Genomic DNA, 23747 nt, shown 5'->3' on the forward strand with positions numbered 1-23747 from the left:
AATTTATTTTTTTCGATTATTCTAAACTTGGCAAGCTGTCTTTTACGTATTCATTATAAAAAGGTAATAACAGTTTATTATCTGCAAATCGTCCGCCTAAATCAGATTTTTTTGGAGTTTTTACTAATAATGTATTCCACTTTCCTTCTACACAAATATAGTATTCCGTAATGCCACTATCATCTTGTATGTATTCTAAACATTCTTCAATTACATCTACAATTATACGGCGAGAAGAAGCTTCAATTCCTTTTAAATCTCTAACTTCTAACAACACTAATAGTTTGTTTTCATTACGACGTGTAAAGTATTTTATGTTATCCATGTTTACTTCTCCGTCCGATTCAACACCTGTATCAACACATTCTTTTATAAGGATTGCATAGGCATCCAAGCGATCTGTGTTGTCTGTAAGAGCTTTTATGTCTTGTTTTAAGTATGTATATCTCAAATCTTTACTACTTTCCTCTTCCATGGAAGAACCTATCCATAATGAAATTCCGAAAAAAAGTAGAATCAACACTAAACAACCGCAACCACATCCTTTTAGATATTTTTTATTTTGCGAAGGTTTTTTACCATCATTTTCTGGTGGTGGCGTTTGTTTTGGCGTTTCTTCCGAATTGCTTTGTCTATTTTCTTTGCCAATTTCTATTAAAAAATCTTCAGCCATGTGTTGTTAACTTTAAGTATTTGTTATAAAAAAAATATGCTTCAAAATTTATTGAAGCATATTGTGTACAATGTATAAAATTTTCAAGTATTATTCAATTAACGAAACACGCAAAGTATTTACCATTCCTTTATCAGTAATTGGCATTGCTGCTAAGTTGATTAGCATATCGTTTTTCTTTACAAATCCTTTTGCTTTTGCAATTCTGTTAACATCTTCAACAGTATCATCTGTACTTACAAATTTGTCATAGAAGAATGCTTTTACGCCCCAAAGTAGGTTTAATTGTGAAAGTATTCTATAGTTTGATGTAAATACTAAGATATGTGAATCTGGTCGCCAAGCTGAAATCTGAAATGCTGTATATCCACTATTTGTTAGTGTACAAATAGCTTTTGCTTTGATTTCGTTTGCCATATGCGAAGCGTGGTAACATACCGATTTTGTGATGTAACGCTTCGTACGAATATGTGGTGGCGAATGCGGAACATTAATTAATGGCGAATCTTCAACACTTTTGATGATTTTCGTCATTTGCTGGATTACTTGTACTGGATATTTTCCAACGGAAGTTTCTCCTGATAACATTACAGCATCAGCTCCATCCATTACAGAATTTGCAACATCATTTACCTCAGCTCTTGTTGGCGTAAGACTTGTAATCATTGTTTCCATCATTTGTGTAGCAATAATTACAGGAATTCTCGCTTTTTTAGCGCGTAACACCAATTGTTTTTGAATTAGTGGTACTTCTTCAGCAGGAACTTCTACTCCTAAATCACCACGAGCAACCATTAAACCATCACAGTATGCAACAATTTTATCTATATTTTCAACAGCTTCAGGTTTTTCAATTTTAGCAATAATTGGAATTTTATGTTCCGAATGCTCATTGATTATTGATTGTAAGTCTATTAAATCCTGACTATGACGAACAAATGAAAGTGCTAACCAATCGACTTCTTGCCCAATAGCAAAAATGGCATCTTTAACATCTTTCTCTGTCAATGCAGGTAATGAAATAGCTGTATTTGGAAGGTTGACACCTTTTTTTGATTTTAAAGGTCCACCTTGAATAACTTTGGTTGTAACTTCTTGTTTTCCATCCGTAGCGACAACTTCAAACATGAGTTTTCCATCATCTAATAAGATGCGTTCACCAGCTTTTACATCTCTTGGAAAGTTTTGATAATTCATGTACACCTTTTTTGATGTTCCTTTGAATTCTTTTCCTGTACAGAATATAATTTCGTCTCCTGGCTCTACAATTACATCTTCTGACATTACTCCAACTCTTAGTTTTGGACCTTGTAAATCAGCTAGTATCGAAGTATTATATCCATATTCTTCGCTTAATTCGCGAATCATTGCAATACGTTCTTTTACGTCATCATAATTGGCATGCGAAAAGTTGATGCGAAATACATCTACTCCTTGCTCAATCATTTTTTTAAGGATTTCCTTAGAACTTGTTGCTGGTCCTAATGTAGCTACTATTTTCGTCTTTTTTCTTTTTGGCATTACTCAAAAATTAAATTGTTTTTAGATTTTAGTTGATTGGGGTTTATGGTATATGCAGTAATTACTTCTGCAATAGCATTTACTTTTGACACGATGAGTTTGGAAGATTTTAAGTAGTTATCACTTTCTATTTTTATGAAATAATCTACTCTTTTTCGTTCGGGAATCAAGTATTTAGAAATTAGTTGTTTTCCATGTTGCTCTGAAAATAACGATCCTGCGCTTGCTACACGCTCAACTTCTTTTTTACTTGTATTTGCGACCAAACTCCATTTGATAAAATTTTCTTCATCATTCCACTCATAAATCGAAAAAGAAGCTTCCATGTAATTGTAATCTAAATCTTCCGATTTTCGCGCTAATTTTAAATTGAGATTTGTATTCAAAAGATAGGCAAGTCGGTAATCTTCTGTTGAGCAATGAATTGCTATCAGGGTATAATTATCTTCTTCAAAATCATCTTCAAAGAGTTTATGAATTGCCATAAATCTTACAATTAGCATTGTAAATATATAATTTAATGACTACATAAATGTTATTTTTTTATAATGTTTCTAAAGAATTCACAACGAAAACGTTATCGTTGGAGGTTTCTTTTTTTGAAATCGTAAAATTTGAATGAAATTATTGTAAAATCTATGAATTAGGAGTAGATTTTACAATACTTTTTAAGTAGATATTTGTGTTTGAAATGCAAAATAAGCTCGTTTTGATGCTTTTTCTTCTGCTTTCTTTTTGGAAGTTGCACGTGCTTTTCCTGCTACTCTATTGTCAATAAATAGCTTTACTGCAAAATGTTTTAATTCGTCATTTCCAGTATCTTCATAAACGTCAAATTTGAAGGTTTTCTTCTCTTTTTGACACCATTCAATGAGTAAACTTTTATAACTAATTACTTTTCCCTCCAAGCGTTCAATATCAACATATGGAGAGATCACGCGATAATGAATAAATCGTTCGCAATATTTATAACCTTTGTCTAAAAATATTGCACCAACTAGTGCTTCAAATAGATTTCCATGAATATTTTCGCCAAAGTTATCTTTTGGAATACGCGATTGTACAAGTTCAATTAATTTTAAATCGCGTCCAAGCTCATTTAAATGCTCACGACTCACAATTTTAGAACGCATTTTGGTTAAATATCCTTCATTTCCAGACGGAACTTCTGTGAATAGATAAGCAGAAATAACACTACTCAACATTGCGTCACCTAAAAATTCTAAGCGTTCATAATTTACAGAATTTCCTTTGGCATCTTTCTGATTCATAGAACGATGAGTAAAGGCTTTCTTGTAAAATTTCTTTCTGCGAGTTTTAAATCCTAAAATATCTTCGAGTTCGGCAAAAAAACTCCCGTCTTCATCGGATCGGGAATTTAATATTTTTCGAACAAAATTCATTGAATTTGAATTAATCTAACTTTTTAAACAACACACAAGCGTTATGTCCTCCAAATCCAAATGTGTTGCTCATAGCAACTTTTACATCTCGTTTTTGAGGTTCGTTTAATGTTAAGTTAAGACTCGAATCTATATTTTCATCTACGGTAGTATGATTTATGGTTGGTGGAACAATTCCATGTTCCATAGCAAGTATAGAAGCAATAGCTTCAATAGCACCTGCTGCACCCAATAAATGTCCTGTCATGGACTTCGTAGAGTTAATATTTATGTTTTTAGCATGAGTTCCAAAAACTTCTGTAATTGCTTTTAGCTCTGCTACATCTCCTAACGGAGTTGATGTTCCGTGTGTATTGATATGATCAACATCTTCTGGCTGCATTCCTGCATTTTCAAGACAGTTTTTCATAACGGCTACAACACCGATTCCATCTGGATGCGGCGCTGTCATGTGGTAAGCATCTGACGACAAACCTCCACCAACAACTTCTGCATATATTTTTGCACCTCTTGCTATTGCATGTTCATATTCTTCAAGAACTATTGCTCCAGCTCCTTCACCAAGTACGAAACCATCTCTGGTTGCATCAAATGGTCGTGAGGCACTTTGTGGATCATCATTGCGAGTTGACATGGCATGCATGGCGTTAAATCCACCCATTCCAGCAATCGTAACTGCGGCTTCACTTCCACCAGTTACAATAACATCACAATGTCCTAATCTAATATTGTTTAAAGCATCAATCATAGCATTTGCTGATGATGCACAGGCAGATACTGTCGTATAATTTGGCCCCATAAATCCATATTTTATAGAAATATTTCCAGGAGCAATATCTGCAATCATTTTGGGAATAAAGAAAGGGTTGAATTTTGGAGTTCCATCACCATTGGCAAAATTGATAACTTCTTCTTGGAAGGTTTCTAAACCACCAATTCCAGCTCCCCAAATAACACCTACTCTTAATTTGTTAATGCTTTCCAAATCTAGTTTTGCATCTGCAATTGCTTCATCGGAAGCGACCATTGCATATTGCGAAAACTTATCCATCTTTCTAGCATTCTTTCTGTGGATAAAATCTGTGACCGTAAAATTCTTTACTTCACAAGCGAATTTTGTTTTAAACTTTTCTGCATCAAAATGTGTCACTGGAGCAGCTCCGCTTTTTCCAGCCATAAGTGCATTCCAATATTCTTCTACTGTATTTCCGATTGGGGTCAATGCTCCCAAACCTGTAACTACAACTCGCTTTAATTCCATCTTTGATAAATTCGTTTAAAAATTAAGAAGAAATCTCTTTAACAAAACATTAGAATGCAAAATTGCATTCTAATGTCTTTTTAAAATATGAAATTTTATTCTTTCCTTACTTTTTTGCTTCTTCAATGTAAGAGATAGCTTGACCTACAGTCGCAATGTTCTCTGCTTGATCGTCTGGAATTTGAATATCGAATTCTTTTTCGAATTCCATAATTAATTCTACCGTGTCTAGTGAGTCTGCTCCTAAGTCGTTAGTGAAGCTTCCTTCAGCTACAACTTCGTTTTCATCTACACCTAATTTGTCTACGATAATCGCTTTTACTCTTGATGCAATGTCTGACATAATCTTATAGTTTTTAAAATTTAATTGTTGGCAAAAATAAAAAACTTTAATTTAAAACAACATTTTGTTTGAAAAATGTGATCTAATTTACTAAAATTTTAGAATAAGTAATTTGCTTTTACCTTCATTTTGTTAATAATTATTCTTTTTTTTGTCGAAACAACAGTCACTTAAATTTCATTCTTTTTATGAAGCGTATTGCAATTTTTGCTTCAGGTTCCGGAACAAATGCTGAAAATATTATTCGATATTTTCAAGAACGAAATAACGCTTCCGTTGTTCAAGTTTTGACTAACAATCAGCATGCCAAAGTTTTAGACCGAGCTAAATCATTGAAAATCAGTGCAATTAGCTTTAACAGAATTGCACTATATCATAGCGATGATGTTCTAAATCTATTACAAAGCGCACATATTGACTTAATTGTCCTTGCTGGCTTTCTATGGAAATTTCCTGAACATATTCTCGCGGCATTCCCAAATAAAGTCGTCAACATTCATCCAGCCTTACTTCCAAAATATGGAGGAAAAGGCATGTACGGATCACATGTGCATGATGCTGTCGTTGCAAATAAAGAAAAAGAAAGTGGCATTACCATACATTTTGTCAATGAAAATTATGATGAAGGCGCTATTATTTTTCAAGCGAAGACTAATTTGACAGAATTAGATACACCAGAAACCGTTGCACAAAAGATTCATAAATTAGAATATAAACACTTTCCTGAAGTTATTGAACAGGTACTAACTTCAAATTTGGATACTAAATAATGGCAGACGTACATATATATACAGACGGTTCTTCCAGAGGAAATCCAGGACCTGGTGGTTATGGAATTGTAATGGAATGGGTTGGAAAGCCGTATCGTAAAGAATTTTCAGAAGGATATCGAAAAACAACCAATAATCGCATGGAATTACTAGCTGTTATTGTTGCATTAGAGAAACTAAAGTTTATGCATACAGAAGCAAAAGTTTTTACGGATTCTAAGTATGTAGTAGACTCTGTAGAGAAAAAATGGGTGTTTGGCTGGGAAAAAAAAGGATTCTCTGGAAAGAAAAACAGTGATCTATGGATGCGCTTCTTAAAAATTTACCGAAGACATATTGTGCGTTTTCAATGGATTAAAGGACATAACAATCATGCTCAGAATGAACGTTGTGATTTTTTAGCCGTAGAAGCTTCAAAAAAAGAGAAATTAAAAATAGATGCTTTCCACGAGAACGAAAGCAGTAAATTACTATAAATAGCTTTTCTGGTATCATATTTGTATTTTCACGCTTATAATTCCCTCAAAATCAAACATGAAAATCTACATTGCTCTTTTTTGCCTTTTCTTTTTTACATCACTTTCTGCTCAGAAAGAATGGAAACTAAAGAAGGATAAAAATGATATTCAGGTTTACACTAAATCTATTGACTCTAGCAAACTAAAGGCATATAAAGCTGAAATGACTGTTGAAAGCTCTTTAGATAAGGTAAAGAATATAATTATTGATGGCGATCAATTACATCTTTGGAACTACAGAGCTATTGATAGTAAACTCCTTGAAAAAACTTCGGAAAGCGAATATCTTATTTGGATGGCACTCGATTTACCTTGGCCACTACGTAATAGAGATTTTGTAAGTTGGTTAAATCTCCAAAGAATTTCAAAAGATGTGATTCGAATTAATCTCACGCCTGCTTCCGACAAGTATGAAATTCAAGAAGATTATTTGCGAATGACTAATTTTGAAGGATATTGGTTATTAGAACAAAAAGGCACTATGGTAAAGATAACACATCAAATGCATGGCGATCCTAGCGGAAACTTACCCAGTTGGTTTGTAAATAGTATGATTGCAAAAGCTCCATATAACAACTTTATCGCTTTGCGCGAACGTGTTCAGTAGTCTTCTATTGTAATGCTTTTACTCAAAAAAAACCTGAAAACATACATCTATCTCATCTAGCTATTTTCTTGGGAAAATTTTATGTAAGTTTGCAAAAATTTTTAATTAGAAAAATGAGCAAATTATTAATTGTTGGGACGGTTGCTTTTGATGCTATTGAAACACCATTTGGAAAAACAGATAAAATCTTAGGTGGCGCAGCTACATATATTGGATTATCTGCTTCAAATTTTAATGTAGATTCTGCTATTGTATCTGTTGTTGGAGAAGATTTTCCACAAGAATACTTAGACATGTTAGCAGCTAGAAATATTGATATTTCAGGAATAGAAATTGTAAAAGGAGGAAAAACATTCTTTTGGAGTGGAAAATATCATAATGATATGAACTCAAGAGATACGTTAGCTACAGAACTAAACGTATTGGCAGATTTCAACCCAGTTGTTCCAGAAAATTATAAAGATGCTGAAATAGTAATGTTAGGAAATTTGCATCCTGGTGTTCAAATGAGCGTAATTAATCAAATGAGCAAAAAACCAAAGCTAATTGTATTGGATACAATGAATTTTTGGATGGATTGTGCTTGGGACGATTTATTAGACGTTATCAAAAAAGTAGACGTAATTACAATTAATGACGAAGAAGCTCGTCAATTATCAAAAGAATACTCCTTAGTAAAAGCTGCACAAAAGATTCATGAAATGGGTCCTAAATATGTAGTTATTAAAAAAGGAGAACATGGCGCATTGATTTTTAATGATGGAAATATTTTCTTTGCACCTGCATTACCTTTAGAAGAAGTATTTGATCCAACAGGAGCTGGAGATACATTTGCAGGAGGTTTTTCTGGATATTTAGCAAAGCACGAAGACATTTCGTTTGAAAGTATGAAAAACGCCATTATATACGGTTCTAACTTAGCTTCCTTTTGTGTCGAAAAATTTGGAACAGAACGAATGGAATCGCTCACAAGTGATGAAATAACAGAACGCCTGAAGCAGTTTAAACAACTGACTCAGTTTGAAATAGAAGTAAACTAAAAAAAAGCGCTCAAAACTGAGCGCTTTTTTTTGTCACAATACATAACAACAACACAACAAACTACAACAATGAGTGACGCTTTGAAACACGAGTGCGGTATTGCACTTTTAAGGCTTTTAAAACCATTAGAATACTATAAAGAAAAATATGGTACTGCATTTTATGGCATTAATAAAATGTACTTACTAATGGAAAAGCAGCACAATAGAGGACAAGATGGTGCTGGTTTAGCAACCATTAAACTCGATATGAATCCGGGAGAACGATATATTAGTAGAGTTCGTTCTAACAAACAACAACCTATACAAGATATTTTTGCGCAAGTAAACGAACGCATCAACAATATTTTGGAAGAAACTCCTAGTTTACAAAATGATGTAGCACGTCAAAAGAAAGAATTGCCATATGTTGGCGAATTGTTTTTAGGACACGTACGTTATGGAACTTTTGGTAAAAATAGTATTGAAAGTGTACATCCGTTTTTAAGACAGAATAACTGGATGCATCGTAATTTAATTGTTGCCGGAAACTTCAACATGACCAATGTTAATGAGCTTTTTGATAACCTCATTAAAATAGGGCAACATCCAAAAGAAAAAACAGACACGGTGACTATCATGGAAAAAATCGGTCACTTTTTAGATGATGCTGTTGCCAAATTATATAAAAAGCTTAAAGCTGAAGGTTACAATAAAGAAGAAGCATCTCCATTAATCGCAGAACGATTAAATTTAGCTAAGATTTTACGTAAATCTGCTAAAAATTGGGATGGTGGTTACGCAATGGCTGGATTATTAGGTCATGGAGATTCTTTTGTATTGAGAGATCCAGCAGGAATTCGTCCAGCGTATTACTATAAAGATGATGAAATTGTTGTTGTTGCGTCTGAACGACCAGTGATTCAAACAGTATTTAATGTAGATTTTGATAATGTACAGGAAATTGATCCTGGAAATGCATTAATTATCAAAAAAGATGGAACGGTTCAAACCAAAGAAATTTTAGAGCCAATAGAGCGCAAAGCATGTTCTTTTGAACGTATTTATTTTTCTCGCGGAAGTGATGCAGAAATTTATCAAGAGCGAAAAACACTAGGAAAGCTATTGCTTCCAAAAGTATTAAAAGCTATTGATGATGATATTAGAAATACTGTATTTTCATTTATTCCAAATACCGCAGAAACGTCCTTTTTTGGGCTTACCGAAGCTGTAGAAGAATATTTAAATGAACGTAAAACCAAAGAAATTTTAGAAGGACAACGCTCATTGTCTGCTGAAAAAGTACGTGAAATCCTTTCTGAAAGACCTAGAGTTGAAAAAATTGCTATTAAAGATGTAAAACTTCGAACATTTATAACGGAAGATAGTAGTCGTGATGATTTAGTAGCACACGTTTATGATGTTACCTATGGAGTTATACAACCTGAAGATAATTTAGTCATTATTGATGATAGTATTGTTCGTGGAACGACGCTCAAGAAAAGTATCATTAAAATGATGGATCGTTTGCATCCAAAGAAAATTGTTGTGGTGTCTTCTGCGCCACAAATACGCTATCCAGACTGTTATGGTATTGATATGGCTCGTATGGAGGATTTAATTGCCTTTAGAGCAGCTTTATCTTTATTAAAAGATCAAAACAATTATGGTTTAGTAGAGGAAATATATAAAAAGTGTAAAGCACAAGAAAATTTAAAAGATATTGATGTGCAAAATTTTGTAAAAGAAATATATGATCCTTTTACAGATGAAGAAATATCAGAAAAAATAAGTGAACTTATCAAGACAGATGTTGTGAATGCTGAAGTCAACGTAATTTTCCAAAAAGTCGCTAATCTCAATAAAGCATGCCCAAATAATTTAGGAGATTGGTACTTTACAGGAAACTATCCAACTAACGGAGGAAATCGTGTTGTAAATCGTGCTTTTATTAACTTTTTTGAAGGAAATAAAGAGCGCGCGTACTAGGCTATAAAAAAAGAGATTTTTAGTGTAAGAAATTTTATCTCATTGATATTGAAATCCTAAAGAAAAGTTAAAATACACACTTAGTCTAAAAAAGAGGTATTTGGTCTGATTTATTAGGTGAGATTTAACTACTCTACTTACATTAGCAATGCCATAGCATAAGTAGGTTAAGTTCATGGTAAGATTTGGGGCAAAAAAAGGTGGTTTATTCCACCTTTTTTTATGCGCAAAAGTGAAATATCTTTCTTAAATCGCTTCGCTTTTTGACCGCTGACGCTCCTAGATATAGACGTTTCCTCTTAATTCATATAGAAAATAAGGCTTCAAACTTTACAAAAACAGCATCAAAAAACATCTTGATTCCTGATTATAAAAGTCTTAACTATTTAAATCAAAGCATTTTTAAATTATATAAACAAAAAAGACGAACATTTCTGTTCGCCTTTTATATATGTATAAGAGTTTATTATTTCTTATTTGCTCTCTGCATAACGTCTTTCAACTTCGTTCCAGTTAATTACATTAAAGAATGCATTAATATAATCAGGACGTCTGTTTTGGTAGTTTAAGTAATATGCGTGTTCCCAAACATCCAATCCTAAAATTGGTGTTCCTCCACAACCAACTCCTGGCATTAATGAATTGTCTTGGTTTGGTGTTGAACAAACTTCTACTTTTCCTCCTTTATGAACACAAAGCCAAGCCCATCCTGAACCAAACTGTGTTGCTGCTGCTTTACTAAAAGCATCTTTAAAAGCATCTACAGATCCGTAAGCTGCTTCAATAGCATCTTTTAATTCTCCAGATAATCTTCCTTTTCCTTCTGGATTCATTACTTCCCAAAAAAGACTATGGTTGTAAAATCCTCCACCATTATTACGAACAGCTCCATTACTCATGTCTAGATTTCCAAGAATATCTTCAATTGACTTTCCTTCTAAATCTGTTCCAGCAACAGCTGCGTTTAATTTTGTAGTATATCCGTTATGATGTTTAGAATGGTGAATCTCCATTGTTCTTGCGTCAATATTTGGTTCTAAAGCATCGTATGCGTATGATAATTTTGGTAATTCAAAAGCCATTATATCTATATTTATTAATTAAACATTCATTTTTAATACTTCAAAAATAATCATCTATCGTCACATAATAAAACGATTAGAACAGATTCTGATAATCTTCATATAAAGTTAATCTATTTAATAACACTATTTTTAAAGTACACTAACGAAGCTACTACAACTTCACTAAATTATTTTTGTCATTATATCTATTGACAAATACTTCCTTTTTTAAAGGCTACTTCTTTTAATAGCTTTAGCATATGATTGTTGAAAATATATTCTCAAAATTAACACAATCACTTCTAAAATAAACAATTGTACTAATCTTTAAAAATTTATTAACTCATGAAAAAACAGCTATTTTCTCTAATACTATTTTTGACAATCAGTTTTGTCGGAAAGGCTATAAACACAAATAATTCGACGCAAGTAAATGAACCCGAATTTGACATTGTAAATTACTCTTGTGCAGGTTCTAATTATGGTATAACCGCTATATCTCATATTGCAGATAATGGACCTCAAGACTACAAATGGTTCTTATTTGAAACGTCTGTGCAAGGCTCTACATCTCTGGATGATGTTATTAGCTCTAGTCAATTTCAAGGAGGAAATTCAAATGCTATATTCTTGGTAAATCCTCATAAATATTATTTTATAAGTCATAGTGTAAAAAAAGAAGCCAATGGAGAGTTTGAAGAAACAAGAATGGTAGTTCCACAATATTTTCAAGGAATAACCACATTTATACTAGAAGATTATTTCGGAATGGAAAGAACTGTATTTTGTGATAAGGATGAAATATTTTTAAACCCTTTTGGATCACAAGGAGAAGGATTTTATAAAATAAGCATTGAAAGACGCTTTATTGGTGTTGGAATTGTTGGTGTTTTCACAGATTATCAAGAGATTGATTGGCTTCCTCCGTATACAACAAAAGTACTTTTAAGCGATGAATTTATAAATGCTCAGTTTCCCAATTATTTTGCACCTAATTATGAATACAGAATTACTTTTTCGCTTACTGATGGAACTTCCTGCGGGAACACATCATTACAAAAAGAATTTAAAGTAATAGGAGATTGCGGCACTTGTGAAGAATTCTCGCCACCAAAAAACTTACAGGTTAATGGCAATGTTCTTTCTTGGGATCCAGTTATTGGAGCTACAAGTTATGTTGTGTTTTCACCATCTCAATCGGAAATTAGTTGCGCATGTAAAGGAATTACAATGCATGCGCCTGTACAAGTATTTACAAATAGCTACACCGTTGTTCCTTCGTTGGTAAATAAATGCTTTTTATGGAAAGTACAAGCCATTTGTAATAAAGGAACATTTGCAACTACATCAGAAGAAACGCTTTGTTATGGAGCACCTGAACTCGAAAAAGAAAAACTCAGTTCAGTTTCTATTTTTCCGAATCCGACTAAAGGAATTATGAATTTCAAAGTAGCTGCTTCAGAAACTACAGAAGTTGAAATTACAATTTATAACTTTTCTGGTCGTAAAATTAAATCATTTACACAATCAATATTTCCTAAAAAACAAAACCGTTTTACTTGGAATGAAACCAACAAATTAGTCAAAGGAATATACTTTGTCCATTTCAAAACAGGTTCGCAAACTATAATTAAAAAGGTGATTATTGACTAATTATTGTTTAATATCCTACATCAGGAAAAATAAATATACTACAAATTGATGCGTTCATCTTTAAAATACTTTTCGCTTCTTCACAAAAGGGTAACAAACTAACCTATTGATACTCTTAATAATACAATGTTTAATCAAAATTTTTAAATTATGAAAAAAAAGAATTTAATTAAGAGATTACAGTTAAAGAAAACACAAGTGTCCAATTTTTCTCAAGACAAAATTGTTGGAGGATCAAGAATACAATGTGGACCTATTGATTTATCAGCGTTAGAAACCTGTTATGCAGGTTGTGGACTTACAGAAAACTGCACACAATTTAGAACGTGTAATAATGCATCATTTTTAAATTGTACCGTTTTTAATTGTGCTTCGGATAACTGTGGAACAAACAACTGTCAGACGAATGGTTGTCCACCTAGTGGATCGAACGAGCCATCTTGTCCAAACTTTAGCTGCTAAAAGCTTTTAGAAAGTCAATCGAAAGATTGGCTTTCATTTTTCAATGACAAAACCTACTTATATTATTGATAATAAGTGCCTTCCTCAAAAAAATACTACAAATAAATTTATACGTTTTCAAAATACTTTTCGTTTCTTTATAAAAAGAGTAGCGAATTAACCTATTGATACTCTTATTAATACAATGTTTAACCAAAAAATTTTAAATCATGAAAAAAAAGAATTTAATCAAAAAATTACAATTGAAAAGAACACAAGTTTCTAACTTCTCTAAAGATGGAGTTGTTGGAGGATTCGGAAGCTTTAGAGCTTTTTGCGGACCAATTGACTTATCTGTAGCTGAGACATGTATAGATGGTTGCGGACTTACAGTAAACTGTACTAATTATACAGATTGTAACAATTACACATTTGCAAACTGCTCAGTAAATTGTCCTACAAATGGTTGTGGAACAAATAACTGCGGAACAAATGACTGCAATCCTTCTGGCGGAATTTCTTGCCCAGGATACGTGTGTTAATCAGTAACATAAGAAATTAAAAAAATCCAGCTTTCTCATAAAGCTGGATTTTTGTTTTTATACGTATTCTATTCTTGCAATAATCTTTTAAAAAATATGTAAACCACTCAACATCAGTGAAAACACACAATATCAAAAACATTAAGAATTTACCTACATATTTAAAATATTTTTCGTTTCTTTATAAAAGTAACAGCTTAACCACCTGATACTCTTAATCATATATTAACAAACCAAAAACTTTTAAATCATGAAAAAAAAGAACTTAATCAAAAAGTTACAACTCAAAAAAACACAAGTATCTAATCTAGAAAAACAGCAGCTACAAGGAGGAGATTGGCTTAGTTATAGAGCTACTTGCGAACCTATTGACATATCATTATTAGAAACATGTTATGCAGGTTGTGGTCTAACAGACACTTGTACGCAATTCAACACCTGTAACAATATTACTTTTCTAAATTGTACAGTATACAATTGTGGAACTGGCGGTGGAGGAACTACTGGAGGTGATCCTTCTGGCGGATTTTCTTGCCCAGGATACGTATGTTAATCCGTAACATAAGAAATTAAAAAAATCCAGCTTTCTCATAAAGCTGGATTTTTGTTTTTATACGTATTCCATTCTTTCAATGATCTTTTAAAAACCCTGTAAACTGTTCAAAGTCAGCAAAAACACATAATATTAAAATATTAAGAATTTACTTATACGTTTTAAAATACTTTTCGTTTCTTTATAAAAAGTAACAGCTTAACCACCTGATACTCTTAATTATATATTAACAAACCAAAATTTTTTAAATCATGAAAAAAAAGAACCTAATCAAAAAGTTACAATTCAAAAAAACACAAGTGTCAAATCTTTCTGAAACCAAAATCATTGGTGGATTAGCTGATACTCCACAACCAATACTAACAGCAAGATGTACAGAATTCAACACATGTCCTTGTATAACAATTGCAACGTGTCTTACTGACGAATGTCATACCGCACGCTGCACAAACTTATGTACAAATTGGTGTACTATATAAAGTAGTCTCTTGAATTTTACACATAAAAATACTCCATTCCAGCTTTGTCATAAAGCTGGGTTTTTGCTTTACACCAACTTCATTTTTTAAACTATCTTTGTAAACACCTATAAACCTCTTTTTGTGTCTACACCTTTTATTATTTACAATGCTTCCGCAGGATCGGGAAAAACGTATACACTCGTAAAAGATTATTTGCGCATCTTACTTTCTTCAGTTCAAAAAGATACGTACAAACAAATTTTAGCTGTTACATTTACAAATAAGGCTGTTGCCGAAATGAAAGCGCGAATCATTGAAAACTTAAATGCATTTGCATTTGATGAAGAAAGTGTAAATGCACCAATGTTTGTTGAATTAACTGAAGATTTAAAATTACATCCAGCGCAATTACAGCAAAAAGCGAAAGAAGTTCTCAAAAGTATTTTGCATAATTATGCCTTCTTTGAAGTAGCTACGATTGATAAATTTACACATAATGTGATCCGAACGTTTGCGTATGATTTAAAACTTCCGTTAAACTTTGAAGTAGAACTCGATACGGATGCATTGCTAAACGAAGCCGTTGATCAATTGATTTCAAAAGCTGGTGAAGACAAACTAATTTCAGAGGTTTTGATAGCATTTGCGCTAGAAAAAGCGGATGATGATAAAAGTTGGGACATTGCATTCGATTTAAATAAAATTGCAAAGCTATTGCTGAATGAAAATGAAAAGCCGCACCTTCATAACCTAAAAGATAAAACACTTGAAGATTTTAGCGAACTAAAAAAACTGCTCAAAACTAAGATCAATACAACAAGTGAAGAATTATCCAACGCAGGAAACGCTGTATTGGAATTAATTCAAAGTGCAGGATTAGAATTTGATGATTTCTTACGTAAAACCTTACCAAATCATTTCAAAAAAATTGCAGACAAAGACTTTGACGAAAAACGATTGTACGGAAATAAACTTGCCGAAAGTTTAGAAAACGGAAACGTTTACAAGAAATCTTTAGACGCTTCCAAAGCTAGCACAATCGATTCCTTACTACCACAACTAAACGAAGTATATCATAGCTGTAAAGCAAACATATATGAATTGAGTTTTTTGAGGAATTTCTACAAAAATGCAACGCCACTTTCGGTGCTTAACGCAATTCAACATGAATTGGAAATTATTAAAGAAGAGCAAAATTTATTACTAATTTCTGAATTCAATACGTTGATTAGTGAAACGATAAAAGACGAACCTGCTCCTTTTATATATGAACGCTTGGGCGAGAAATACAAACACTATTTCATTGATGAATTTCAAGATACGTCAGAAATGCAATGGGAAAATTTGATTCCGTTAATTTCAAACAAGCTTCAAACAGAAACTTCGGATGCAAAAAGCGGTTCGTTAACCATTGTTGGTGACGCAAAACAATCAATTTATCGTTGGCGTGGCGGAAAAGCAGAACAATTTATCGGACTCTGTAAAGATGAAAATCCTTTTCATGTTCCTAAGAAAGCAGAAAATTTACCACGAAACTATCGTAGTTATGACGAAATCATCAACTTTAATAATGGTTTCTTTCAACATATTTCAAAATTCTTTCATCAGGAAAAATATGCTTCAATATATGAAGATGGAAGTACACAATTGACCAATAGTAAAAAAGGTGGTTTTGTATTGTTTGATTTTATAGAAGCCAAAACGGTTGAAGAAGAATTTGAGATTATTCCTGAAAAGATCATTGAAAAAATTCACGATTTAAAAACGAAAAACTTCGAATACAGAGATATTTGTGTGCTTACACGAAGAAAGTCGGAAGGAATTGCCATTGCTGATATTTTATCAACACACCAAATTCCGATCATTTCATCAGAAACATTATTGATTAAACGCTCGCGGGAAGTTCAATTCATCATTGATGTGCTTTGTTTGGCAATTCAACCTAAAAACAATGAAGTCAAACTGCATTTATTAAATTATCTGGCAACAGAAAAACTTGAGATTGAAAAAACACATGAATTTCTAAAGAAACATGTCGCGCTTGACGCGGAAATCCTTTTTTCAGATTTAACTACTTTTAATTTTGACTTTACCTATTTCTTGCAATTATCGTTATACGAAGCTGTAGAATATTGCATTAGAGCTTTTGGTTTAACAGATGAATCAGATGCATATTTGCAATTTTTCTTAGATTTTGTATTGGATTATACACAAAAAAAACAACTTGGTTTCGCAGGCTTTTTGGAACATTGGGAGAAGAAAAAAAACCATTTAAGCATTGTTGCTTCAGGCGCTGAAAATGCGGTTCAAATTATGACAATTCATAAGTCAAAAGGATTGGAATTTCCTGTTGTTTTATTTCCGTTCGCAAACACCGATATTTACAAAGAAATAGAGCCAAAACTCTGGTTTCCGATTGCAAAAGATGATTTTAATGGTTTTGAAGAAGCGTATCTCAACTTTAATAGTACGATTCAAGAATACGGTGAACTTGGCGAACAATTATACCAAAAACGACAATCGCAACTGGAATTGGACAATTTTAACATCTTATACGTAGCATTTACGCGTGCTGTGCAACAATTGCATGTAATTACAAAAAAAGATGTAGATAGAAGCGGAAATGAGCGTTTACAAACGTTTTCAGGCTTATTTATCAATTACTTGAAAGAAAACAATCATTGGAGTGATGAGCTGTTAAGTTACTCATTTGGCGAATCTGAGGAAAATCTAGCGAAAGCGAACAATTCAGAAGAAATTCATACCATTTTACAACAGCAATTTATAAGTACAGCCAAAGAAGATCACAACTTGCATTTAATGACGAAGCAAGGTTTATTGTGGGATACAACGCAGGAACAAGCAATTGAAAAAGGAAACTTAATCCATGATGTATTGGCACAAATAAAATATCCGTCTGATATAGAATTTGTGTTAGACGAATATATTTCTAAAGGAATAATTGATGCGCAACAGCGCGAAAAACTATCGGAAAGTATCCATAAAGTAGTAAATCATCCAGAAATATCAACATACTTTGATCAAGATAATACGGTGTATAACGAAAAAGATATTATTTCAAAATCGGGAAAAATTTTGCGTCCTGATAGAATTGTTGTAAACCCTAACAATGAAGCGTCTATAATTGATTACAAAACAGGAATGCATTCCCCATTTTATACTGAGCAAGTATATGAATATGCTGACACATTGATAGAAATGGATTTTAATGTTACTAATAAAATTTTATTATACATAAATGAAGAAATCATTGTAAAATATATATAATACTGACCATTATTTTGAATTTATTATAAAAATGAAAGGTTAAAAAGGTGTTTTATTGCGATAAATTCAAACGATAAATGGTATAACTCAAAAATCGTAGCTATTTTTACCAAAAAATAAACAACATGTACGGAAGTATACAACAACATTTAGAAAAAGAACTTCAAGAAATTAAAGACGCAGGACTTTATAAAAAAGAACGTGTTATTACTTCAGCTCAAGGCGCTGAAATCACTATAAATACTGGTGAAACAGTTGTCAACTTTTGTGCAAACAACTACTTAGGATTGTCTTCACATCCTGATGTAATTCAGGCAGCAAAAGACACCATGGATACTCATGGGTTTGGAATGTCGTCAGTACGTTTTATTTGCGGAACACAAGACATTCACAAAACCTTAGAACAAAAAATAGCAGACTATTACGGAACAGAAGATACCATTTTATATGCCGCAGCTTTTGATGCAAATGGTGGTGTTTTTGAACCGTTACTCACAAAAGAAGATGCAATTATATCAGATTCATTAAATCATGCTTCTATTATTGATGGTGTACGTTTGTGCAAAGCTGCTAGATATCGTTACCAAAACAACGATATGGCAGATTTAGAAAAGCAATTACAGCAAGCGAATGCAGATGGTGCGCGCTTTAAAATTGTGGTAACAGACGGAGTTTTCTCTATGGATGGTTTGGTTGCTCCTTTGGATGAAATTGTAGTATTAGCTGAAAAATATGACGCTATGATTATGATTGATGAGTGTCATGCTACTGGTTTTATTGGTGAAACTGGTCGTGGAACGCTTGAAGAAAAAAATGTAATGGGCAAAATTGATATCATTACAGGAACACTTGGAAAAGCAATGGGCGGCGCTATGGGTGGATACACAACTGGTAAAAAAGAGATCATTGAAATATTACGTCAACGTTCAAGACCTTATTTATTTTCAAACTCATTAGCACCTGCAATTGTTGGTGCATCTATTAAAGTGTTTGAAATGCTTTCAACAGATACAACTTTACGAGACAAACTAGCTGACAACACTACTTATTTCAAAAAAGGGATCAAAAGTGCTGGTTTTGATATTGTCGATGGTGATTCTGCAATTGTACCAGTAATGCTATACGACGCAAAATTATCACAAGTAATGGCAGATAAATTATTAGAAAAAGGAATATATGTAATTGGGTTCTTTTATCCGGTAGTTCCAAAGGGAAAAGCACGCATAAGAGTCCAGTTATCAGCGGCACACACAAAGGAGCATTTAGACAAGGCAATCACTGCTTTTACAGAAATTGGAAAAGAATTAGAAGTAATTTAAATATTTAAAATCAATTTAAATGTTAACGATTTTAAAAAAATTAATATATTTGTCTTTGTTAATAAGTATTAACAACTTACATTTGTCCTTTAATTAACACTTAAAATTAAATAATTAAAACATGAAACATCTTAGCAGATTTTTAGTTGCTTTGTTGCTTGTAGTAGGATTCAGCAACGTAAAAGCGCAAGACAGTAATAACCCTTGGCAGATCAATGTCGGTATTAATGCTGTAGATTTCTTTCCTACAAACGATATGGAAGCTGCAGGGCTTACAGGGAAATGGTTCGACGAATATTTTAATGTAAATCATTATAATATTTTACCAACTCTTTCTACAGTTAGCGTATCTAAATACGTAGGTGACGGATTCTCAGTAGGAGTTAGAGGGTCAGTTAACAAGATCAAAAAATATGGAGATCAGTCGAGAGATGATTTAACATACTACGGATTCGACGGAAACATTAAGTACAACTTAAACGAACTTTACAACATGGGTAAATTTGATCCTTATGTAGAAGTTGGTGGAGGTTACACTTGGATTGACGATATCGGAGCTGGAACATTAAATGGTGGACTTGGTTTCAACTATTGGTTCAGCGAAAACGTAGCTTTAAATGTACAAACTACATATAAGCATGCTTTTGAAGATTACTTAGCTCCTCACTTCCAACATGTAGTAGGAGTTGCTATCAAGTTTGGTGGAAAAGACACTGACGAAGATGGAATTTTTGACAAAGACGATGCTTGTCCAGACGTAAAAGGTTTACCAGAATTTAATGGTTGTCCTGATACTGACGGTGACGGAATCGAAGATAGTAAAGATGACTGTCCTGATACTGCAGGTTTAGCTGCATTAAACGGATGTCCTGATACTGACGGTGACGGAATCACAGATGGAAAGGATGATTGTCCAAATGTTGCAGGTACTGCAGCAATGAATGGATGTCCTGATACTGATGGTGACGGAATCACTGACGCTAAAGATAACTGTCCTAATGAAGCTGGACCATCTGCAAACAAAGGATGCCCATGGACTGATAAAGACGGTGACGGGGTATTAGACAAGGATGACAGATGTCCAGAAGTTGCTGGTGTTGCTGACAACCAAGGATGTCCTCCAATCGCAAGAATGACTGAAAAAGAAATTACAGTATTAGATAACTTAGCTAGAACTGTATACTTCAACTCAGGAAAAGATTCTTTCAAAGCTGAAACTTATGCTATCTTAGATAGAATTGCTGAATTAATTAAAGGTTTCCCAAAAGAGTCTTTTACTATCGCAGGTCATACTGATAGTGTTGGTTCTGATGCTTTAAACCAAAAATTATCTGAAAAGAGAGCTAACGCAGTTATGTCTTACTTAAAAACTAAAGTAAGCAACTCTTTCACAGCTAAAGGATACGGAGAAACTACTCCAATCGCTTCTAACAAGAACAGAAAAGGTAGAGCTCAAAACAGAAGAGTAGAAATTAAATTAGTAAAATAATTTAAACTCAAAAATAACTTCATAAGAAACGCCTCGAAATATCGAGGCGTTTTTTTATTTTTACAACATGAAGTCATTCCTTTCCCATGTTGTAAACTATATTCTAGAAAATAATACCAGCATTAGTAATCTTACCTTGGTATTACCTAGCAAAAGAGCAGGTGTCTTCTTAAAACACGAACTCTCACAACAAATTCAAAAAACATCTTTTGCTCCTACTATTCTCAGTATTGAAGAATTGGTAGAAGAAATATCAGGATATACTTCCGTTAGCAATACAGAATTACTTTTTGAATTTTACACCGTATACAAAGAATTAACGCCAAAAGATTCGCAAGAATCATTTGATTCTTTCTCAAAATGGGCGCAAATACTATTACAAGATTTCAACGAAATTGATCGATACCTAATTCCTCAAAAGGATATTTTTAATTATTTAGGAGCAATTCAAGAAATTAATCATTGGTCATTAGAGAAAGAACCAACAACATTGGTAAAAAACTATCTGACTTTCTGGAATAAGCTTGAAGAATACTATACTGCATTAACCGAAAAAATTACACAAAAAGGAATTGCTTATCAAGGTTTAGTGTACAGAGAAGCAGTTGATAGTTTAGAATTTTATCTCCAAAAAAACGAAGATAAAAAGCATTACTTTATCGGTTTCAATGCATTGAATACTGCCGAAGAAAAAATCATTCAAGAATTCTTAGAAGTTGGTTTAGCTGAAATTCTGTGGGATACTGATCATATCTTTTTTGAAGATCCTGAACATGATGCAAGCTTGTTTTTACGCCGTCATCGATATGATTGGAATTACTTCAAAGACAATGCATTCTCCTGGATTGCCGATAATTTTTCTAGCGCTAAAAATATTGAAGTCATTGGCGCACCAAAAAATGTAACCCAAGCAAAGCACATTGGCGAAATTCTTCAAAAAATACAACAACAAGACGAAAACTTACAAGATGTTGCAGTAGTTTTAGGTGATGAACAATTACTAATTCCTTGTTTAAACTCATTACCCAAAGAAATAGAAAAACTCAATATTACAATGGGTTTTCCGCTAAAAGATATTCCATTAGCGACTACATTTAACAACTTATACTTATTACAAGAACATCACCGAAATGATGCATTTTACTATAAAAGTGTCATAAACGTATTGTCGGACACCAACTTACGTCCATTATTTCAGCAAAAAGATAAAAACCTTGCTACAGACATTATTCATTACATTCAATCGAATAATATCATTTATGTATCAACGGAAACAATTGTAGAACGCTTTCCAAAAGAGTTACAAGATATCGCTTCTATGTTGTTTGCATATTGGAATAACAAACCAAAAATTGCCATTCAAAACTGTATTACGCTTATTCGAAGACTCAAAACAAGTCTCATTGACGAACGTGAACAACATTTATTGGCATTAGAATATTTATATCGTTTCAACGAAGTATTTAATCAATTGCAATTACTGACCAAGCAACACAATTATATAACGGACATCAAATCGTTATTAACGTTGTATAAAGAAATTATAAGCACAGAAACACTCGATTTTAAAGGTGAACCGCTTCAAGGTTTACAATTAATGGGAATGTTAGAAACACGTGTGCTCGATTTCAAAACGGTTATTCTTTCATCTGTAAACGAAGGAATATTGCCTTCTGGAAAAAGCAATAATTCGTTTATTCCATTCGATCTAAAAAAACAATTCAATCTGCCAACATACAAAGAAAAAGATGCAATTTATACGTATCACTTCTATCGCTTATTACACAGAGCAGAAAATATATATTTGTTATACAACACTGAAGCTGATGGTTTAAATGGTGGTGAAAAAAGTCGTTTCTTAATGCAATTGGAAACCTACACGATGCCGAATCATACAATTTCGCAACATGTAGTGATTCCGAAAGTGCCAAAAATTACACCGCAATTACAAATTGTCAAAAAAGATGCTACGATTCTAAAACGTATCAAAGATATTGCAAACAAAGGGTTTTCACCTTCTGCCTTAACATCCTATATTAGAAATCCGATTGACTTTTATTATCAAAAGATTCTCGGAATTCAAGAATATGAAGCTGTGGAAGAAACGGTTGCTGCAAACACATTAGGAACTGTTGTGCATGATACTTTAGAACTTTTATACAAACCATTTGAAGGAAAAACATTAGTTGTTGAAGACATCAAAGCGATGTTTAAAAGTGTAGATCAATTGGTAACTGATAATTTTAAAAAAACCTATGGTGAAGGAAATATTCATCGTGGAAAAAACCTCATCATTTTCAATGTTGCCAAACGCTATGTAACTAACTTTTTACAACAAGAATTACAATTACTAAAAAAAGGAAAAACGCTACGAATTCTTCAAATTGAGCAAACATTGCAAGCCAAAGTTGAGATTCCTGAACTTGATTTCCCTGTGTATATCGGTGGAAAAGTGGATCGTGTGGATGAACTCGATGGTGTCATGCGAATTATTGACTACAAAACTGGGAAAGTGTCGCAAGGTGATGTAGAAATTGTCGATTGGGATTTGCTTACGCAAGATTATAAGTTCAGCAAAAGCTTTCAAGTATTGGCATATGCATACATGATTTATCAAAAGCAGCCATTTCAACAAGAAACTGAAGCAGGAATTATTTCGTTTAAAAACTTACAAAGCGGGTTTTTAAAATTTGGAACGAAAGACAAACCTGGAAGTCGCACCAAAAAACAAGTTATCACTTCTGATACTTTAGATGATTTCCTGGTAGAACTGAAACGACTTATTCTTGAAATTTGCAACACAACTATTCCATTCACCGAAAAAGAAGTCTAA

General features: G+C 32.9%; 21 protein-coding genes. 14 read left to right on the top strand and 7 right to left on the bottom strand.

Annotated elements, in window-relative coordinates:
* Nucleotides 1–16: 16 nt before the first annotated feature.
* The 6 genes from ACUUYC_RS06635 to ACUUYC_RS06660 form a co-directional block, all read right to left on the bottom strand.
* Nucleotides 17–673 (bottom strand): hypothetical protein, encoded by a 657-nt coding sequence (locus ACUUYC_RS06635; protein WP_474264791.1) that lies wholly within the window; start codon nt 671–673, stop codon nt 17–19.
* Nucleotides 674–763: 90 nt separating this feature from the next.
* On the bottom strand, nt 764–2194 hold the full coding sequence (gene pyk, locus ACUUYC_RS06640) for a pyruvate kinase (protein WP_474264793.1): 1431 nt from the start codon (nt 2192–2194) through the stop codon (nt 764–766).
* Complete coding sequence (locus ACUUYC_RS06645; protein WP_474264795.1) at nt 2194–2679, bottom strand: IPExxxVDY family protein; 486 nt, start codon at nt 2677–2679, stop codon at nt 2194–2196. The genes pyk and ACUUYC_RS06645 overlap by 1 nt, the downstream gene beginning before the upstream one ends.
* Before the next feature lie 183 nt (nt 2680–2862).
* The gene (rnc, locus tag ACUUYC_RS06650) at nt 2863–3597 is read right to left on the bottom strand and encodes a ribonuclease III (RefSeq protein WP_474264796.1); all 735 of its coding nucleotides are present in this window, start codon (nt 3595–3597) and stop codon (nt 2863–2865) included.
* 10 nt (nt 3598–3607) lie between these two features.
* Entirely contained in the window at nt 3608–4858 is a 1251-nt protein-coding gene (gene fabF, locus ACUUYC_RS06655) for a beta-ketoacyl-ACP synthase II (RefSeq protein ID WP_474264797.1), read from the bottom strand.
* A 106-nt stretch (nt 4859–4964) separates the two neighbouring features.
* The gene (locus ACUUYC_RS06660; protein ID WP_474264798.1) at nt 4965–5201 is read right to left on the bottom strand and encodes an acyl carrier protein; all 237 of its coding nucleotides are present in this window, start codon (nt 5199–5201) and stop codon (nt 4965–4967) included.
* A gap of 188 nt (nt 5202–5389) precedes the next feature.
* Between ACUUYC_RS06660 and purN the strand changes: the two genes are divergently transcribed.
* The 5 genes from purN to ACUUYC_RS06685 all read left to right on the top strand — a co-directional run bounded on the left by purN (nt 5390) and on the right by ACUUYC_RS06685 (nt 10104).
* Nucleotides 5390–5971, top strand: coding sequence for a phosphoribosylglycinamide formyltransferase (gene purN / locus ACUUYC_RS06665; protein WP_474264800.1), 582 nt, complete (start codon nt 5390–5392; stop codon nt 5969–5971).
* Complete coding sequence (gene rnhA, locus ACUUYC_RS06670; RefSeq protein ID WP_474264801.1) at nt 5971–6447, top strand: ribonuclease HI; 477 nt, start codon at nt 5971–5973, stop codon at nt 6445–6447. The genes purN and rnhA overlap by 1 nt, the downstream gene beginning before the upstream one ends.
* Before the next feature lie 58 nt (nt 6448–6505).
* Entirely contained in the window at nt 6506–7096 is a 591-nt protein-coding gene (locus tag ACUUYC_RS06675) for an START domain-containing protein (RefSeq protein WP_474264802.1), read from the top strand.
* Nucleotides 7097–7209: 113 nt separating this feature from the next.
* Complete coding sequence (locus tag ACUUYC_RS06680) at nt 7210–8136, top strand: PfkB family carbohydrate kinase (protein ID WP_474264803.1); 927 nt, start codon at nt 7210–7212, stop codon at nt 8134–8136.
* Nucleotides 8137–8205: 69 nt separating this feature from the next.
* Nucleotides 8206–10104 (top strand): class II glutamine amidotransferase, encoded by a 1899-nt coding sequence (locus ACUUYC_RS06685; protein WP_474266359.1) that lies wholly within the window; start codon nt 8206–8208, stop codon nt 10102–10104.
* A gap of 473 nt (nt 10105–10577) precedes the next feature.
* Here the strand turns inward: ACUUYC_RS06685 and ACUUYC_RS06690 are convergent, their stop codons facing one another.
* Nucleotides 10578–11186 carry a superoxide dismutase gene (locus tag ACUUYC_RS06690; RefSeq protein WP_474264804.1) on the bottom strand — a complete coding sequence of 203 codons (609 nt, stop codon included), beginning with the start codon at nt 11184–11186 and terminating at the stop codon, nt 10578–10580.
* Between the two features lie 327 nt (nt 11187–11513).
* On the opposite strand from ACUUYC_RS06690, the gene ACUUYC_RS06695 reads away from it, so the two are divergent.
* From ACUUYC_RS06695 to ACUUYC_RS06735, 9 genes are all read left to right on the top strand, one after another.
* Nucleotides 11514–12821: a T9SS type A sorting domain-containing protein gene (locus ACUUYC_RS06695; RefSeq protein WP_474264806.1), complete on the top strand. Its 1308-nt coding sequence runs from the start codon at nt 11514–11516 to the stop codon at nt 12819–12821.
* 150 nt (nt 12822–12971) lie between these two features.
* Nucleotides 12972–13283: a hypothetical protein gene (locus ACUUYC_RS06700; protein ID WP_474264807.1), complete on the top strand. Its 312-nt coding sequence runs from the start codon at nt 12972–12974 to the stop codon at nt 13281–13283.
* Nucleotides 13284–13492: 209 nt separating this feature from the next.
* Nucleotides 13493–13804 carry a hypothetical protein gene (locus tag ACUUYC_RS06705; RefSeq protein WP_474264808.1) on the top strand — a complete coding sequence of 104 codons (312 nt, stop codon included), beginning with the start codon at nt 13493–13495 and terminating at the stop codon, nt 13802–13804.
* A 250-nt stretch (nt 13805–14054) separates the two neighbouring features.
* Entirely contained in the window at nt 14055–14357 is a 303-nt protein-coding gene (locus ACUUYC_RS06710; RefSeq protein ID WP_474264809.1) for a hypothetical protein, read from the top strand.
* Nucleotides 14358–14608: 251 nt separating this feature from the next.
* The gene (locus tag ACUUYC_RS06715; protein ID WP_474264810.1) at nt 14609–14836 is read left to right on the top strand and encodes a class I lanthipeptide; all 228 of its coding nucleotides are present in this window, start codon (nt 14609–14611) and stop codon (nt 14834–14836) included.
* 123 nt (nt 14837–14959) lie between these two features.
* On the top strand, nt 14960–18106 hold the full coding sequence (locus ACUUYC_RS06720; protein ID WP_474264811.1) for a UvrD-helicase domain-containing protein: 3147 nt from the start codon (nt 14960–14962) through the stop codon (nt 18104–18106).
* Nucleotides 18107–18231: 125 nt separating this feature from the next.
* Nucleotides 18232–19425, top strand: a complete 1194-nt coding sequence (gene kbl / locus ACUUYC_RS06725) for a glycine C-acetyltransferase (protein WP_474264812.1) — start codon at nt 18232–18234, stop codon at nt 19423–19425.
* 121 nt (nt 19426–19546) lie between these two features.
* Nucleotides 19547–20914 (top strand): OmpA family protein, encoded by a 1368-nt coding sequence (locus tag ACUUYC_RS06730; RefSeq protein ID WP_474264814.1) that lies wholly within the window; start codon nt 19547–19549, stop codon nt 20912–20914.
* Between the two features lie 67 nt (nt 20915–20981).
* On the top strand, nt 20982–23747 hold the full coding sequence (locus tag ACUUYC_RS06735) for a PD-(D/E)XK nuclease family protein (protein WP_474264815.1): 2766 nt from the start codon (nt 20982–20984) through the stop codon (nt 23745–23747).

The sequence above is a fragment of the Kordia sp. E genome (assembly GCF_056033805.1).